Here is a 15,980-nt window from a genome sequence, read left to right as displayed (position 1 = left end):
TATCCCGCATTGACAAAACAGCGCAGAATCAGTACAATAAAACATAGCTATCCGCAAATTTTTTGCATGAGAATAAAGGAGCGTTTTTCTATGCCGAGCAATAAAGTCCGCACCCGTTTTGCGCCGTCGCCCACGGGTTATATGCACGTTGGCAACCTGCGCACTGCCCTGTACACCTACCTGATGGCAAAGCACGAGGACGGCACCTTCATCCTGCGCATCGAGGATACCGATCAGGGCCGCTATGTGGAGGGTGCGGTGGATGTCATCTACAACACCCTGCGGGAGACCGGCCTGCTGTGGGACGAAGGCCCGGACATCGGCGGCCCCGTGGGCCCCTATGTGCAGAGCGAGCGCATGGGCATGTTCAAGCAGTACGCCGAGCAGCTGGTGGCCGAGGGCAAGGCATACTATTGCTTCTGCACCGAGGAGCGTCTGGAAGCCCTGCATGCTGAGCAGCGCGCCAACGGTGAGATGACCCACTACGACGGCTGCTGCCGCGACCTGCCCAAGGAGGAAGTGGAAAAGCGCCTTGCTGCCGGGGAACCCTATGTTATCCGCCAGAAGATCCCCCGCGAGGGCGTGACCGGCTTTGACGATGTGGTGTACGGCCACATCGAGGTGAACAACAGCGAGATGGACGACCAGATCCTCATCAAGACCGACGGCATGCCCACCTATAACTTTGCCAACGTGGTGGACGACCACCTCATGGGCATCACCCACGTCATCCGCGGCAGCGAGTATCTGTCCTCCACCCCCAAGTACAACCTGCTGTATCAGGCCTTTGGCTGGGAGATCCCCACCTACATCCACTGCCCGCCGGTGATGAAGGACGCCCAGAACAAGCTGTCCAAGCGCAACGGTGACGCCAGCTATCAGGATCTGGTGGCAAAGGGCTACCTGACCGAGGCCGTGCTGAACTATATCTGCCTGCTGGGCTGGAGCCCCAAGGGCGAGTATGCCGAGCAGGAGATCTTCTCCCTGCCGGAGCTGGTCAAGATCTGGTCTCCGGACGGCATCTCCAAGTCTCCCGCCATCTTCGATCCCCTCAAGCTGCGGGCCATCAACGCGGAATATATCCGCCGCCTGTCTCCCGAGGAGTTCCAGAAGAAGGCGGAGCCGTGGATCGACAAGGCCGTGCATACCTCCATCGACAAGAAGCTGCTGTGCGCAAACCTGCAGCCCCGCTGCGAGGTGCTGGGCGAGATCCCCGAACAGCTGGATTTCTTTGATGCGATGCCCGAGTACGATGTGAGCCTGTATGCCAACAAGAAGCAGAAGACCACCCCGGAGACCGCCAAGGAGGCACTGGAAGCCCTGCTGCCGGTGCTGAGCGATGAGGCGCTGGATTTTGGCAATCGCGATGCCGTGTTCGATGCCTGCAAGGCCAAGGCCGAAGAGCTGGGCAAAAAGAACGGCTGGTTGCTCTACCCGCTGGGCATTGCCCTTTCCGGCAAGCAGCGCACCCCCGGCGGCGGCACCGACCTCGCCTGCATGATGGGCCGTGAGACCACCCTTGCCCGCGTCAATGCGGCAATTGAAAAGCTGAACGGTTAAGCATAAGTACAGAGATCTGGGAGGTGGAACCTATGATGTACCCGTTTATGACATTGGATGACGATACCGAGATCGTGCATTCCGAGATGAAGCCCGATGGCCGGGTAAAGGTGTACCTTGAAAAACCGGATGCAGAAGATTGTTTCCACTCAGCAGTGTGCTGGCTGCCGGGCTATGACTGGCAGGAGGTACACGGCTTCACGCCCGAGGAGATCGCGCGGTATCAGAAGATCGTGGAGTCTACCGCGCATCTGATCTTGCGGTTCTCCCAAGAAGGAGGCGTGGAAAATGCCGCAGGTTTTTAAGGTTGGTTCCTACTGGGTCTATTTCTGGGCCAACGAGAATGAGCCATTGGAGCCGATCCATGTGCACGTTGCGCAGGGCGCACCCAACAGCAACGCCACGAAGATCTGGATCACCAAGGCGGGCGGCTGCTATCTGTGCAATAATAACTCCCAGATTCCACCCCGGGTGCTGCGTAACATTATGGCGGTTATTGAGGCCCGCAGCGGCGAAGTGATCGAAAAATGGACCGCCTTTTTTGGCGAGATCCGCTATTTCTGCTGAACGGCTGATTTTTTGCAAAATAACACAAAGCTCTGCGGTGTTTTTGGATGCCGCAGGGCTTTTTTGCGTCTTTGGGCCGGTTTGCGGCAGAACACTGCACTGCGCTAAAAATCGCCGCCGCCCCGCGCTACAGTATATGCAGAAAGCGCGGGGCACAGAACAACAGGACCCCGCCGGAAAGCGGGGAGTTTTTATGACAGAGCGGATGGGTCTGGTAACAGCAGGGCGGCAGGACGGGCGTTCGGCGGCATTGGCACGGCGGGCAGAGCTGCGCCCGGCAGCCCGCAGGCTGGCGGCGGTGGCAGTGGGATTTGCAGGCGGCTGGGCCGTTCTGTACGGTGCACTGATGCCCTTTGGTCTGGGCTTTGTGCTGGGCTTTGCAGAGGACTGCTTTGCCCCCTGCGCGGCAGGTGCGGCGCTGGGGATGCTGCTGCACGGGTTTGGCGCACTCTCGCTGCGCAGCGTCTGTATGCTGTGCGCATTGGGCGCTGCAGTGGCGGTACGGTGGATGGGAGCCAGAAAGCTGGCCCCGGCTGCGCTGGCGGGCTGCGGCACGCTGGTCGGAATGGCGCTGTGCTTTGCCTTTGGCGGAGAAGGAACGGAGCTGGTGCTCTACAGTGCGGCAGATGCCCTGCTGGCTGCAGCCATCGGGCTCTGTCTGCGGCAGTTCGCGCCCGAAAAGCCGGGTGCCGGGATGCTTCTGGTAGGGGCTGCGGCGGCAGCGGCGCTGGGCAGCGTGCAGCTGTGGCAGCTGCAGCCGGGAGTCATTGCCTGCGCGGCACTGGAACTGTACCTGTGCAGCAAGGCGCAGGTCAAGGCGGTCCTTGCCGCCAGCGCGGTGCTGGGGGCAGCCCTGTGCGCCGCAGACCCTGCCCTCAGCTTTGCGGCGGCAGGCCTTGCCTGTGCCACGGCGGCAGCAGCCGTGCTGGCACCCGGGCGGCGGATGGAAGCAGCCGCAGCCTATGCGGGCGGCTGCGTGACCGGCGCACTCTGCGTCCAGCCGCCCGGAAGCGCGTTCCAGTACCTGCTGAACGTCTGCATCGGCATCACGGCGTTGGCATTGATGCCGGCGCGGTGGCTCGTGCCGGAGCCGGAGGACAAGACGCCGCCCCGGCAGGCACAGCACCCGCAGTACAGCGCTGCCGCTACCCGGCTGGAACAGGTATCCCAGAGTCTTGCATCGCTGGCCGAGACCGTGAACGATGTCTACGACACGCTGCCGCACCGGCGTGAAAATTTCCGGTGGGTGATCGACAACACGCATGATACCCTCTGTTTTAATTGTGGGCGGCGGGATACCTGCTGGAAACAGGAATATGCCGCCACGCTGGAGGGGATGGAGGCACTGCGCCCGCTGCTGGAGCAGAACGGCGGGCTGGAAACCGCCCAATTGCCCGGGCAATTATCCCGATGCATCCACCCGGCGGCACTGTGTGCGGCCGCAAGCCGCTCCTTTGCGCTGTACCGCAGCCGCAGGGAGGCCCGCCTGCACGCGGAAGCCATGCGCACCGCCCTGACCGAGCAATACAGCGCGGTGGCCGAAGCGCTGGGCGTGCTGGGGGAGCAGCTGGGCCGCCCGGGAGACCCGGAACCCTACAGTTCCGGGCGGGTGGCGGACTTTTTTGCAGGCCTTGGCACCCCGCCGCAGGAGTGTGCCGTCACGCTGGACGACTTGGGCCGCACCCACGCGGCGGTCACGCTGCCGCGCACCCGTTTTTCCGCGCAGGAGCTGGCCGCACTGGCCGGGGAGGTGGGCCGCATCTGCCGCCGCACGCTGGAAGTGCCGCAGGTGCTCTCCTGCAAGGGGATGACCACCCTGCTGTTCTGTGAAAAGCCTGCCCTGCGGGCGGTGTTCGGCATGGCAGGCGCGGCGGCGCGGGGCAGCATTTCCGGCGATGCGGTGCAGCAGTTCTGCAGCCCGGCAGCGGCGCAGATGATCCTGTGCGACGGCATGGGCACCGGCCGGCCTGCGGCGGTGGACGGAAACCTTGCCGCAGAGCTCACCGCCCGGCTGCTGAAGGCGGGGTTTACTGCGGAGCTGGCGGCAAGGCTGGTCAACGTGGCCCTTGCCCTCAAGAGCGAGGATGAGAGCGGGGCTACGCTGGATCTCATCAGCGTGGACCTTTACACCGGTACGGCAAGGCTCTTCAAGGCCGGGGCAGCGCCGGGGTTCCTTGTGCACGGCGGGCGGGTGCGGGCAGTGGGGGATGCCAGCCTGCCGGTAGGATCCTGAGCGGGGTGAACGGTCAGAGCCGGGTGGTGCATCTGACGGCCGGGGATTACGCGGTGCTGGTGTCGGACGGCCTTCTGGTGGATGGCCCGGGCTGGGTGGCAAAACAGCTGGAGCTCTCGGCGGCAGCAGGGGAGCCGCCGGAGCAGATCGCAAAGACGCTGGTGGAGACGGCCCGTGTGCGTGCCCAAAAGACCGGCAGGCCGGACGACATCACGGCGGCGGTGCTGCGGCTGGAAAAGTGCTGAGTTCACACAAACTTCGTTGATTTTCGGCAGGGAAGAAGGTATACTATGGAAGCATAGAAACAAAACTGGAGGGCAGAAAGATGCTTACCATTACCGTGGCGCAGGACGGCAGCGGCGATTTTGCTTCGGTGTCCGAAGCAGTGCTGGCCGTGCCATATGACTGCAGGGCAGAGATCCATATCGGGCCGGGCACTTACCGGGAAAAGCTGGTCTGCGAAAAACAGGACATTGCCCTGCTCGGTGCAGGCATGGACAGGACCCGCATCGTGTGGGGCGACGGCGGCAGGCTGCCGCACTCGGACGGCAGGCCCACCCATACCTTCCGCAGCTACACGGCGTTTTTCAGCGGAGAAAGTCTGCGGGTGGAAAACTTGACCATCGAGAATGATGCCGGTCCCGGGGCCGAGGTGGGTCAGGCTGTGGCGGCTTACGTGGACAGCGCCCGCGCGTTTTTTGCGGATGTGCGGCTGCTGGGCAATCAGGACACCCTGTTCTGCGCCCCTCTGCCGGAGAAGGAGCGGGAGAAGGACGGCTTTCTGGGCCCGCGCGGCCTTGCGCCCCGCCGCCCGACTGCCCAGTATTACCGGCACTGCCAGATCGCAGGGGACATTGATTTTATCTTTGGCGGTGCGGACGCCCTGTTTGAGCAGTGCACCATCCGCACCGTGAACAATCACCTGCCCGTCAGCTATGTCACGGCTCCCTCGGGCCATGCCGATGGCCTCGGGTTTGTGTTCTGGGACTGCGACTTTGTTTCGGACGACTGCCCGGCAGGCACGGTGTTTCTGGGCAGGCCATGGAGGCCCACCGGAAAGACTGCCGTGCTGGACTGCCGTCTGGGAGCCCACATTGCACCGGAAGGCTTTTCGCCCTGGCAGAGCCGCACCGACTCGGACCTTGCCTGCTTTGCGGAAGCAGGCAGCACCGGCGAGGGCGCAGCAGCGCGCGGTGCATGGGTGAAGCAGCTGGACGGCCAGCAGGCCGAAGAGCTGCTCAGATGTGCACGGAAGCTTTGCAGACCGGAATAAAAGCGAAAAATATAAAATAAAGTATAAAACGGATTTGAAGGATCTTCTATGAAAAAACTGCCGAATTTTGTCAAATGGCTCATCATTCTGGCGGCACTGGCTGCAATGGGCTGGATGATGTGGGCTGTGAACGATCGTGCCTCCCGGGTGGAAATGCCCGCACCGGATAATACATTTGGGATTTATCACACAGCAGATTCCAATTCGTAATCGGCCCGTAACAGAAAAACGGCCTGCTGCAGCTGAGCAGCAGGCCGTTTTGGCTTTTCTGGGAGAACTCAGTTCCAGAGCCGGGAGAGCCGGTCCAGCAATGTGTCGGCCGGTGTACTGGCCCGGAGCGAAAGACCGGCCTTTTCCTTCAGGGTCAGGATGCGACGGACGCTCTCGTCAAGCCGTTCCTCGGAGATCCGGCCGGACTCCACGGCGGCAACGACACCGTCAAAGGCTTCCTGCAGGTCGGCAGGGAGCAGAAGGAGATCGGCACCGGCATCCAGAGCGGCAATGGCAGCCTCTGCCAGAGAATAATGGTCGGTGATGGCTTTCATGCCCAGCCCGTCCGTGCAGATCACGCCGGTAAAGCCAAGCTCGCCGCGCAGACGTTCGGTCAGCATCGTGTAGGAAAGCGAGGCCGGCAGGCCGTCCTCGGTGGCGTTGGGGGTTGTGATGTGTGCGGCCATGACCACATCGGCTCCGGCCGCAATGCCGGCCTCAAAGGGCAGCAGTTCCACCGCTTTCATCTCTTCCCATGTCTTTGTGCTGGTGGCAGTCCCGGCATGGCTATCCTCAAGGGTGTCTCCGTGTCCGGGGAAATGTTTCAGCGTGCAGAGCATCCCGGCTTCATGGAAGCCCTGCACCGCAGCACGGACCATCCCGGCGGTGACGTCCGGGTCGGAGGAAAAGGCGCGGCGGCCGATGACCGGGTTCAGGGGGTTGGAGTTGACATCGGCGACGGGGGCAAGGTCCAGATTGAAGCCGTAATGCTTCAGGTAGCCGCCGATGGTGCGTCCCATGGTCCTGGCCTGCTCGGGATCGCCGGTGGTGCCGATGGCGGAAGCACTCGGGAATTTCGGCAGGTCGAAGGCAGAGCTGTTTGCCAGACGTGCCACCGGGCCGCCCTCTTCATCCACCGCGACCAGAAGGCTGTTCCCGGCGGAACGCTGAAAATCCCGGATCAGTGCGGTCATCTGGGACTGGCTGGAAATATTGGTGGCAAACAGCACGATACCGCCCACCGGGTAGGAGCGCAGATGCTCCCGCATGGAGCAGGTCAGCTTCATGCCGCCGGAGCGCTGCTCAAAATCCAGCGCTTCCGGCCGCACGGCAAACAGCTGGCCTACCTTTTCCCGCAGAGTCATGGAGGCGAGTGCAGCTTCCACTTCATCCGAAGCGGCTCCTGCCGCGGGGGGCATCCCGGCCAGCAGTGCCAAACTGACGATGGCGACCGCCGCTCTTTTCCAAAATTGCTTCATGAAGGCTCCTCCTGCTTTTGACGATATCTTATTCTATCATCTTTTCCCCGGGATTTTCACCGCCTCTGTCTTCCACCGTTTTCTTTTCGTTGGCGGGCAGATCGTTCATGACGAACCAGAATGTGGTGCCCATGCCAATGGCGCTCTGCACGCCAAAGCGGAAGCCGTGCTGCTGGAAGATCGCCTTTGTGATGGAAAGGCCAAGGCCGGTGCCCTGCTTTCCGGCGTCGGAGCGGGAGCGGTAGTACCGGTCGAAGATATAGGGCAGGTCATCGGCGGCAATGCCGGGGCCGTCATCCCTCCACCTCGATCCGCACGCCCTCGGTGCAGCGCTGGGCCCGCAGGATAAAGATGCCGTCCTTGCCGATATGGTGCATGGCGTTGCCCAAAAGGTTGTGCAGTGCACGCTGCATCATATCCGGGTCGGCGTAGACCGGCAGCTCCTCGTCCGGCAGCTCCAGCTTCAGCTGCCAGCCGTTCTGGGCGCAGATGGCGTCGTAGCGCTCGCTCACCTCGTCACACAGCTGAGCCATGTCAAAGTGCACGCGCTCACATTTTGCCGCGCCGCTGGTCACCTTGCTCAGCTCCATCACGCTGGAGACCAGCGAGGTCAGACGGTCGGTCTCATCCACGATAATGTTCATCTGTTCATCGCGGTGGGCCTTGTCGTCGCCGGTAATGTCGCGCACCGTCTCGGCATAGCCCTTGATGAGGGTCAGCGGGGTGCGCAGGTCGTGGGAAACGTTGGCCAGCAGGTCACGCTGCATCTGTGAAGAGCGCTGCACCTCGTTTGCCATGTGGTTGAAGTCCTGCGCCAGATCGCCCAGCTCATCGCTGCGGCGGGTGTCCACCTGCACGGCGTAGTTGCCCATTGCCATCTGGCGGGCAGCGCTGGAAAGCTGGCGCAGCGGTTTTGTGAACCACTCGCTGAACAGCCACCCTGCCGTCATGGCAAAGGCAAAGATCACGGCTGCCGCCATGGGCAGCACGGTGCTCAGGATCTTGCCTGCCTCGGCCACATGCACAAGACTGGTAGTGACAAGCACGGTGTATTCGCCGCCGGCCGTGTTGCGCCCCACCAGCAGCTGGGCGGAGCCGGACAGCCGCGGCGGATTCAGGGTCTGCACAAAGCCGCCGGTGGTGCGGCATTTTTTGCGCATGGCCACGGCGGTGGAAACGATCATGTCGTTGTTGGCAGAGTCGGAAAGCAGCGTTTCATGCAGGTTGCAGTAGGACTGGTTCTCGATCTTGTAAATGGTGCGCATGGTGGAATCCGAGATATCCACACAAAAGCTGTTCAGAGAACCGCTGGCGTACAGCTGGGTGGCCAGCCGGTCAAAAAAAGACGTGTTTACAGAAAGCCGGCCAAAGGACCATGAGGAAAGCGTTTCGTCCTCCGCAAGGGCTTTATCCAGATCTGCCGTGATGTTTTCGGCCTGCGTGGTCAGCTGCTTTTCAATGTGCTTGGTGTACAGCGGCTCCAGCAGCTGGGTGGACAGAAACCACACCAGTGCCAGCAGGAACAGACAGATACAACACAAAAACCACATCAGCTGGCCGCGGATACCGGGAGAGTGATGGTGCCGCATGAACCCTACACTCCTTTATCAGCGCGTTGCGTCGGGGTCGAATTTGTAGCCGATGCCCCACACGGTAGCAATGTAGCTGCGGCACTTGCCCAGATGGCCCCGCAGCATTTTGACATGGGTATCCACCGTGCGGTCCTCGCCGAAGTAGTCGTAGTTCCACACCTTCTGCAGGATCTTTTCACGGCTGAGGGCGATGCCCTTGTTGGAAGCAAGGAACACCAGCAGGTCGAACTCCTTGGGGGTCAGGGCGACCTCCTCGCCGGAAACACGCACCGTGTGGCTGGCAGTGTCGATGGTCAGCTCGCCGAAGGTCATGGTGTCGGAGGCGGCAGCAGGCTTGGGCATGGTGCGGTTCAGCACCGCTTTCACGCGGGCCACCAGCTCCCGGGGCGAGAACGGCTTGACCACATAGTCGTCTGCACCGCCCTCAAGGCCCGCCAGCTTGTCGTATTCCTCGCTGCGGGCGGTCAGGATGATGACCGGCGTGTTGATGTGGCGGGCACGCATCTCCCGCAGGCAGGTCATGCCGTCCATGAACGGCATCATCAGATCCAGAATGACCAGATCAAAGGCCCCGCCGGAAAGCTGTGTCAGCGCAGCAGTGCCGTCAGCGGCCTCTTCACAGATGTAACCGGAATATTGTAAATGTTCACGGATCAGCTCGCGGATACGCGGCTCATCGTCAACGATCAGGATCTTAGCCATAGTACACAGTCCCCTTCCTCGAAAATAGACTTCATCTCTATCATATCATACAGCAAGAATAAAAAAAAGCTGTGAAGTTTGCGTGAACGCTTTTCAAAAAGCATCGGCGGGCCAGCCTGCAGCCCTGCTGTCAGTATACCACAGAAAACCGGCCCTGCACAGCCGGAGTTTCAAAGCGGATAAAACAGACAGTTTTATTGCACAAAAGCGTGGAATATGATACTATAAAGATAAGATTTTTTGCCGGAAAACGGAATACAGGAGGGCGGGCTCATGGGCATTCTGTACGACAGACTTCTGATCCTGCTGAACGAATCCAGCAGCGACTCCACCTTTTATCACATTGCGCTGGCCATGCTGCAAAATATGGAACTGCTGCACAGCCTTGCCATCAACGAGGTGGCGGACCTGTGCAGGGTATCCAAGTCCACCATTTCCAAGTTCATCCGGGCGCTGGGCTACGAGGACTACGCCGAGTTCCGGGAAGCGGCTAGGCTTGAGGAAAACAAATATCATGTCTCCTACAATTTTTCCGTGGATGTAATCGGGTATCTGGAATCCCACTCGGTGCAGGAGTATACGCAGGAGATCGCAAAAGACATCCAGCTCACAGCGCAGCAGCTGGACTGGGATGCCGTTGACCGGCTGGTGGACGATCTGATTTACTATAAAAAAGTGTTTGCGCTGGGCATGATGTTCTCCGGTACCGCAGCCATGGATCTGCAGATCAAGCTGGGCCGCTGCGGCAAGTTCATTGTGGCACCCCGGAACGATATCCAGCAGATGGACAATGTTGCCCGTGCGGACGAGGACACGTTGCTGATCGTGTTCAGCGATTCCGGCCAGTACCTGAACCGGTACGACGCCATTGAGGATTTCTATGATAAGGGAATCTTCAACACCACAAAGGCAAAGACCGTGCTGATCACCTCGGACGAAAAAATGGCCCATGACCCCCGCGTGGCCTACAGCATCCTGTTCCACCGGGGCGGTAATGTGCACACCCACCGCACGACATTTCCCTTCGTTACGGATATGATCGCATGGCGTTACTACGAAAAATCCCATAAAAACCGGTAATATTGGAATACTGCACAAATCAAAGCGCGTACATTTTAGCAAACTGCCGAATGTACGCGCTTTTTGTTTCCAAAATGCGAAATTTCCCATGTATCCATTACGGGCAAATATAATAGAAGCAACGAACGGCAAATGCGATTTTCAAGCACAATGACGAAGAAAAGGAGACGCATATGAGAGTACCCGATGGATTTTTGTGGGGCGGTGCCACCGCCGACTTCCAGTACGAGGGCGGCTGGCAGGAGGGCGGACGCGGCCTTTCTACCCACGATTTTGAGACCGATGGCTCCGTGCAGGACCCGCGCGGCAACACCCTGCTGCTGGCAGACGGCGGCTTTGCCAAGGCACGCAGCAGCTTTTTTGCAGCCGAGAGCTTCCCGGAAGGCGCAAAGCCGCACGTCTACCCGGACTGCTACTATCCCAGCCACAACGCTGTGGACGGCTACCACCACATGAAGGAAGATGTGGAGCTGATGGCCGGTATGGGCTACAATGTGTACCGTTTCTCCATCTGCTGGAGCCGTATCTTCCCCACCGGCGAAGAGCAGCAGCCCAACGAAGAGGGCCTGAAGTTCTATCTGGACCTCATCGACGAGCTGGAAAAGCACGGCATGGAGCCACTCATCACCATCCATCACGATGAGCTGCCCGCCGCTCTGGCCGAGAAGTACAACGGCTGGGAGAGCCGCCACACCATCGACTGCTACCTGCACTACTGCCGCACCCTGTTTGAGCGCATCGGCATGCGGTGCCGCTACTGGCTCACCTTCAACGAGATCAACGCCGTGCGCGGCTACGCCTCCTGCGGCACCTCCAGCGCCGACGACCAGACCCACTACAACGCCGTGCACAACATGTTCCTTGCCAGCGCACAGGCCGTCAAGCTGGGCCACGAGATGATGCCCGGCTCCCAGTTTGGTGCCATGTATGCCCTGAGCGAGATCTACCCCGCCACCTGCAAGCCGGAGGATATGTTCCGCCAGATGCAGTGCCGCCGCGAAAGCCTGTTCTTCATCGATGTGATGGCCCGCGGCTACTACCCCTCCTACACCGGCGACCTGTTTGGCCGCCGCGGTGTGACCCTGCACACCGAGCCGGGCGATGACGAGATCCTGAAGAGCGGCACGCTGGACTTTGTGTCCTTCAGCTACTATCGCTCCTGCACCGTGAGCACCGAGACCAAGTTCAACGTGATCGGCGGAGACCAGAACCCCTATCTGCAGAGCACCCCGTGGGGCTGGCCCATCGACCCGCTGGGCCTGCGCTATTGCATGAACGAGATCTACGACCGCTACCAGAAGCCCATCTTCATCGTGGAGAACGGTCTGGGTGCCATCGACGAGATCGAAGAGGACGGCACCATCAACGATACCTACCGCATCAACTACCTGCGCGACCACCTCAAGGCCATGATCGACGCGATCGTGATCGACGGTGTGCCGTGCCTGGGCTACACCATGTGGGGCTGCATCGATCTGGTAAGCCTTTCCACCGGTGAGATGAAGAAGCGCTACGGCCACATCTATGTGGATATGGACGATAAGGGCAACGGCACCTGTGCACGCCGCAAGAAGCTGTCTTACGATTGGATGAAAGAGGTCATCGCCACCAACGGCGAAAGCCTCTGGAACAAATAAAGGAATCATAAATAAAGCAAAGGAGAAACAATATGGCATTTGACGCAAAGAAAACGGCTGCGGAAGTGGTTCAGCTGGTGGGCGGTACCGAGAACATTTCCAGCGTGGCACACTGCATGACCCGGCTGCGGTTCGTGGTCAAGGATCTGAACAAGGCGGATCAGGAAGCACTGAAAAAGATCCCCGGCGTGCTGGGCGTGATCTACGCCGGCGGCCAGCTGATGGTGGTTTTGGGCAAGAATCTGCTGCCCGTGTATGAGGCGGTCGTGAAGGACTTTGACCTCAAGGAAGGCGTAGCCATCAACGAGAATCTGGATGTGCCCAAGGAAAAGCAACCCCTCACCGTGAAGAGCGCAGGTGTTGCAGTGCTGAACTACGTTTCCGCTGCCGTGTCGCCCATGATCACCGGCCTGGTGGCCGGCGGTATGCTCAAGGTGCTGCTGCTGCTCATCACGCTGGTGAATGCAGGCTTTGCCGATACCGCTACATACGCCCTGCTCAGCGGCGTTGCGGATGCAGCCTTCTTCTTCATGCCCATCTTTGTTGCCTACGGCGCAGCCAAAAAGCTGGGCGGCACCCCCATCTACTCCATGATCTGTGCCGCAGCCCTGCTGCACGGCAAGTACACCGCGCTGGTGGCTGCCGGTGAGCCCATTACCCTGCTGGGCATCCCCGTGCGCCTGATGAGCTACTCCAGCTCCCTGCTGCCGGCGCTGCTGATCGCACTGTGCGCATACTATCTGGAAAAGTTCTTCAACAAGATCGTTCCGGGCATCTTCAAGTCCCTGCTGGTGGGCCTGTGCACCGTTACCGTCACCTCCATTCTGGGCTTCACCGTGCTGGCTCCTCTGGGCGGCTATTTGGGCAACTATCTGGCCGTCGCGTTCAGCTTCCTGGGCGATAAGATCGGCTTTATCACCGTGGGCCTGCTGGCCGCCTGCCTGCCCTGGCTGGTCATGACCGGTATGCACATTGGTCTGGTGCCCTTCATGGCACAGGCTCTGACCAACCCCGGCTACGACGCTGTGTTCCGCCCCGCATTCATTCTGCACAACATGGCAGAAGGCGGTGCCTGCATCGGCGTGGCCCTGCGCACCAAGAGCGCTGAGAAGCGTGCCGAAGCTCTGTCCATCGCATTCGGCTGCATCGTGGCCGGTGTTACCGAGCCTGCCATCTACGGCATCAACCTGCCCCGCAAAAAGCCCATGTACGGCGTGATGGCCGGCGGCGCTGTGGGCGGCGTTGTGGCCGGCCTGCTGGGCGCTAAGGCTTACGTGATGGGCTACTCCACCGTGCTGGCCCTGCCCATCTTCCAAGATACCATCATCGCCATGAGCATCGCCATCGTGACTGCCATCGTGGTGGCTGCCATTGTGACCTACGTACTGGGCTTTGAGGAATAAGTGCTTTACAGGTAAATGAAGAACGCTGCGCCGTGCAGGGGCGCAGCAGAACGTAAAAGGTCCTTCCGGATGCACCCGGAAGGACCTCTTTTTGTATGCATTTTCGGCTGCGGCACGGCGCTTATTCCTCAATGCGCACAAAGCGCGGCTGCACCCTGCCGTCCCGCTCCACGGTCTCACACCACATGGCGGCCGGGCGCACCCAGAGGCCGCGCTCACCGTACAAAGCGCGGTACACCACCATTTCCTCTTCGGTCTCGCTGTGCCGGGCCATGCCCAGCACCTCGTATTCGTTGCCCTTGAAATGCCGGTAGCGGCCCGGCAGAACATTGTATTTGAATGGCTCCATTTTCATCCTCGATTCCGGTCGTTTGTGCACGATGTTATCACCAAACGGATTATAGCATACTTTCGTGCAGCAAAAAAGCCTTTTGCAGGAAAGACGCGGAAAAGGTCTACGGCGGATGCTTGCACTGCCGCGCCGCAAATGCTATACTGAAACGATAAGGGCAGGCAAACCTGCCAAGACTGCTGACAAACAAAGGAAATAGCCCTATGAGGATCGGACTTGTTGAATTTCTGCTCATCCTTGCCATTGCGTCGCTCACCATCGGGCCGCAGGTGGCATTGTTCGTGAACCGCTGGCTGCGGCGGGCAAACCGCGTCAATGCCAGAGCCGCCCGCCGCCGGGCAGAATATGCCGCGCAGGCGGCTGCCGAGCGGGACGCCCTGCTCAAGCGCTTCCGCACGGCCAGCACGGTGTTTGGCGTGTGCATTCTGCTGGCACTGGTATATACACTGGTGTTCCGGCCCATCGATACACCGCCGCAGGCGTACGATGCCCCTGCTGTACGGCAGGATACCGGTGCAGCACAGACGGCCCTTGCAACCGACGATAAGGGCACGCTGGACCTAGGCGAGTATCAGAATGTGGACTGCATCCGCGCCCGGGACGGCCTTGTATATGCTGCGGCCTGCGATGGTGCCGCGCTGAAAAAGTGCAGCAGTGACCTTGTGCGCACCGATGGCGGTCACACGGCGGCGGTACTGACGGTGGACGGAGAGCTGACCGGCTTTGCCTTTGACGGCAGCGGGGACCTGTGGCTGAGCATCCTCACGCCCGGCGGCGGCAGTCTGTGCCGTGCCGCCCACGACAGCTGGGGCACGGCGGTGGAGCAGGTGGTGACCCAGATCGACGGTGCACCGCTGGGTGCCGTCTCGGCGGTGGAAGCCGCGCCGGACGGCCGGATCTATTTTGCGGTTGCTGCCGCTGCCGGTGCTGCCGACGGGCTGGAGAGCACCCTGCGTACCGAACTGCTGGCCCACACCGGCACCGGCTGTGTGTATGTGTACGATCCGGCGGCACGCTCGGTGCAGAAGGTGCTGGGCGGCGTGGCCGGTGCTGCCGGTCTGGCACTGAGCCCGGACGGCAGCACCCTGTATGTCTCCGACCTTGCCAGCCGCTGTGTGTGGAGGGTGAGCGCTGACGCGCAGATTATCTGACCGCAGGCGGAAAGAACTGCAGCAGCTTGGTCTCCGGCCTGCCGGAATATCCCGGTGCGCTGGCGATGGACCCGGACGGGACCCTGTACATCGGCTACCGCTGGGCCCGCAGCAGCTGGCTGGAAAAAAATGCAGGCAGCACCCTGCTGCGGGGTATCGCCCTGCGTGCAGGCCGGAATCTGCAGGAGAAGCTGTTCAGCCTGCCTGCGGACGCCCCCTGCACCGAGGCGGTAGATACTGCAGACGGCAGCTGGCAGCGGGTGGTCTCCGGCCGGGGCGCAGGCAGCGTGACGGCGCTGTGCCCGGTGGAAAGCAGGCTGTATCTCGGCCTTGCAGGCAGCGAAAAGGTGCGCAGTGCAAATCTTTGATTTTTGATAAAAAACGAGGTGTTTTTTATGACAGAGGAATTCAAAAAACAGATCGAAACCGAGGCGCGGCAGGCCGTGACAGAGCTGCTGGCGCAGGCTAAGCTGAAAAAAGGGGACGTGTTCGTAGTGGGCTGTTCCTCCAGCGAGATCGTAGGCGGGCACATCGGCAAGGATTCCAGCCTCGAGGCGGCACAGGCCGTGTATGCGGGCATTGCCCCAGTGCTGGCCGAAAACGGCATCTGGCTGGCCGCGCAGTGCTGTGAGCATCTGAACCGCGCCATCATAATTGAGCGGGAAGCCGCCGAAAAATACGGCTGGGAAGAGGTGTGCGTGGTGCCCCGCCCCCATGCAGGCGGCAGCTGGGCCACCACCTGCTGGAAGAAGTTCCGGGAGCCGGTGGCCGTGGAAGAGATCCGTGCCCACGCAGGCATTGATATCGGCGGCACCCTCATCGGGATGCACCTCAGAAGGGTGGCAGTGCCGGTGCGGCTGAGCCTTTCAAAGATCGGCGAAGCCAACATCCTGTGCGCCCGCACCCGCCCGAAGCTCATTGGCGGCGAGCGCGCCAAGTATACCGAGGAGGACTGAGCATC

At 60.8% G+C, this 15,980-nt stretch carries 18 protein-coding genes; 13 read left to right on the top strand and 5 right to left on the bottom strand.

Translation table 11 applies throughout. The annotated features are described in order from the left end of the window. The first annotated feature begins 90 nt into the window (after window positions 1-90). The 7 genes from gltX (at window position 91) to ACKXF7_RS02900 (ending at window position 5,843) form a co-directional block, all read left to right on the top strand. Window positions 91-1,560, top strand: coding sequence for a glutamate--tRNA ligase (gltX, locus tag ACKXF7_RS02930; RefSeq protein ID WP_423742082.1), 1,470 nt, complete (start codon window positions 91-93; stop codon window positions 1,558-1,560). A 32-nt stretch (window positions 1,561-1,592) separates the two neighbouring features. After that, on the top strand, window positions 1,593-1,865 hold the full coding sequence (locus tag ACKXF7_RS02925; protein WP_339394644.1) for a hypothetical protein: 273 nt from the start codon (window positions 1,593-1,595) through the stop codon (window positions 1,863-1,865). Then, complete coding sequence (locus ACKXF7_RS02920; protein ID WP_005921956.1) at window positions 1,849-2,127, top strand: DUF4160 domain-containing protein; 279 nt, start codon at window positions 1,849-1,851, stop codon at window positions 2,125-2,127. The genes ACKXF7_RS02925 and ACKXF7_RS02920 overlap by 17 nt, the downstream gene beginning before the upstream one ends. A gap of 193 nt (window positions 2,128-2,320) precedes the next feature. Then, window positions 2,321-4,360 carry a SpoIIE family protein phosphatase gene (locus tag ACKXF7_RS02915; RefSeq protein WP_423742081.1) on the top strand — a complete coding sequence of 680 codons (2,040 nt, stop codon included), beginning with the start codon at window positions 2,321-2,323 and terminating at the stop codon, window positions 4,358-4,360. Window positions 4,361-4,365: 5 nt separating this feature from the next. Further along, entirely contained in the window at window positions 4,366-4,605 is a 240-nt protein-coding gene (locus ACKXF7_RS02910) for a SpoIIE family protein phosphatase (RefSeq protein WP_423742080.1), read from the top strand. Window positions 4,606-4,685: 80 nt separating this feature from the next. Then, window positions 4,686-5,633 (top strand): pectinesterase family protein, encoded by a 948-nt coding sequence (locus tag ACKXF7_RS02905; RefSeq protein ID WP_423742079.1) that lies wholly within the window; start codon window positions 4,686-4,688, stop codon window positions 5,631-5,633. Window positions 5,634-5,681: 48 nt separating this feature from the next. Then, window positions 5,682-5,843, top strand: coding sequence for a hypothetical protein (locus ACKXF7_RS02900; RefSeq protein ID WP_339394647.1), 162 nt, complete (start codon window positions 5,682-5,684; stop codon window positions 5,841-5,843). Between the two features lie 68 nt (window positions 5,844-5,911). Here ACKXF7_RS02900 and nagZ read toward each other — a convergent pair whose 3' ends face one another. The 4 genes from nagZ to ACKXF7_RS02880 are packed head-to-tail and all read right to left on the bottom strand — an operon-like array spanning window position 5,912 to window position 9,396. Then, entirely contained in the window at window positions 5,912-7,102 is a 1,191-nt protein-coding gene (nagZ, locus tag ACKXF7_RS02895) for a beta-N-acetylhexosaminidase (protein WP_339394648.1), read from the bottom strand. A 28-nt stretch (window positions 7,103-7,130) separates the two neighbouring features. Next, window positions 7,131-7,508, bottom strand: coding sequence for an ATP-binding protein (locus ACKXF7_RS02890; protein ID WP_423742078.1), 378 nt, complete (start codon window positions 7,506-7,508; stop codon window positions 7,131-7,133). Continuing rightward, on the bottom strand, window positions 7,396-8,691 hold the full coding sequence (locus tag ACKXF7_RS02885) for a sensor histidine kinase (RefSeq protein ID WP_423742077.1): 1,296 nt from the start codon (window positions 8,689-8,691) through the stop codon (window positions 7,396-7,398). Before ACKXF7_RS02885 ends, ACKXF7_RS02890 begins: the two co-directional genes overlap by 113 nt. 18 nt (window positions 8,692-8,709) lie before the next feature. Next, entirely contained in the window at window positions 8,710-9,396 is a 687-nt protein-coding gene (locus ACKXF7_RS02880; RefSeq protein WP_339394650.1) for a response regulator transcription factor, read from the bottom strand. 273 nt (window positions 9,397-9,669) lie between these two features. Between ACKXF7_RS02880 and ACKXF7_RS02875 the strand changes: the two genes are divergently transcribed. From ACKXF7_RS02875 to ACKXF7_RS02865, 3 genes are all read left to right on the top strand, one after another. Next, window positions 9,670-10,476: a MurR/RpiR family transcriptional regulator gene (locus ACKXF7_RS02875; RefSeq protein ID WP_418265376.1), complete on the top strand. Its 807-nt coding sequence runs from the start codon at window positions 9,670-9,672 to the stop codon at window positions 10,474-10,476. Between the two features lie 173 nt (window positions 10,477-10,649). Beyond that, window positions 10,650-12,113, top strand: coding sequence for a family 1 glycosylhydrolase (locus tag ACKXF7_RS02870; RefSeq protein ID WP_423742076.1), 1,464 nt, complete (start codon window positions 10,650-10,652; stop codon window positions 12,111-12,113). A 32-nt stretch (window positions 12,114-12,145) separates the two neighbouring features. After that, window positions 12,146-13,516 (top strand): PTS transporter subunit EIIC, encoded by a 1,371-nt coding sequence (locus ACKXF7_RS02865; RefSeq protein WP_423742075.1) that lies wholly within the window; start codon window positions 12,146-12,148, stop codon window positions 13,514-13,516. Between the two features lie 121 nt (window positions 13,517-13,637). Here ACKXF7_RS02865 and ACKXF7_RS02860 read toward each other — a convergent pair whose 3' ends face one another. After that, window positions 13,638-13,865, bottom strand: a complete 228-nt coding sequence (locus ACKXF7_RS02860; protein WP_418265378.1) for a DUF1653 domain-containing protein — start codon at window positions 13,863-13,865, stop codon at window positions 13,638-13,640. Between the two features lie 206 nt (window positions 13,866-14,071). Here ACKXF7_RS02860 and ACKXF7_RS02855 point away from each other — a divergent pair, with 206 nt between their 5' ends. From ACKXF7_RS02855 to ACKXF7_RS02845, 3 genes are read left to right on the top strand one after another with little or no spacing between them, the layout of a single operon-like run. After that, complete coding sequence (locus ACKXF7_RS02855) at window positions 14,072-15,019, top strand: SMP-30/gluconolactonase/LRE family protein (protein WP_423742074.1); 948 nt, start codon at window positions 14,072-14,074, stop codon at window positions 15,017-15,019. A gap of 26 nt (window positions 15,020-15,045) precedes the next feature. Continuing rightward, window positions 15,046-15,387: a hypothetical protein gene (locus tag ACKXF7_RS02850; protein WP_423742073.1), complete on the top strand. Its 342-nt coding sequence runs from the start codon at window positions 15,046-15,048 to the stop codon at window positions 15,385-15,387. 27 nt (window positions 15,388-15,414) lie between these two features. After that, a complete protein-coding gene (locus tag ACKXF7_RS02845) occupies window positions 15,415-15,975 on the top strand; it encodes a TIGR01440 family protein (protein WP_348584429.1) in 561 nt (186 codons plus the stop codon). Window positions 15,976-15,980 lie beyond the last annotated feature (5 nt).

The organism is Faecalibacterium sp. 7, from assembly GCF_049562865.1.
Classification (GTDB): domain Bacteria; phylum Bacillota; class Clostridia; order Oscillospirales; family Ruminococcaceae; genus Faecalibacterium; species Faecalibacterium wellingii.
This window is presented reverse-complemented; position numbering and strand designations above follow the sequence as displayed.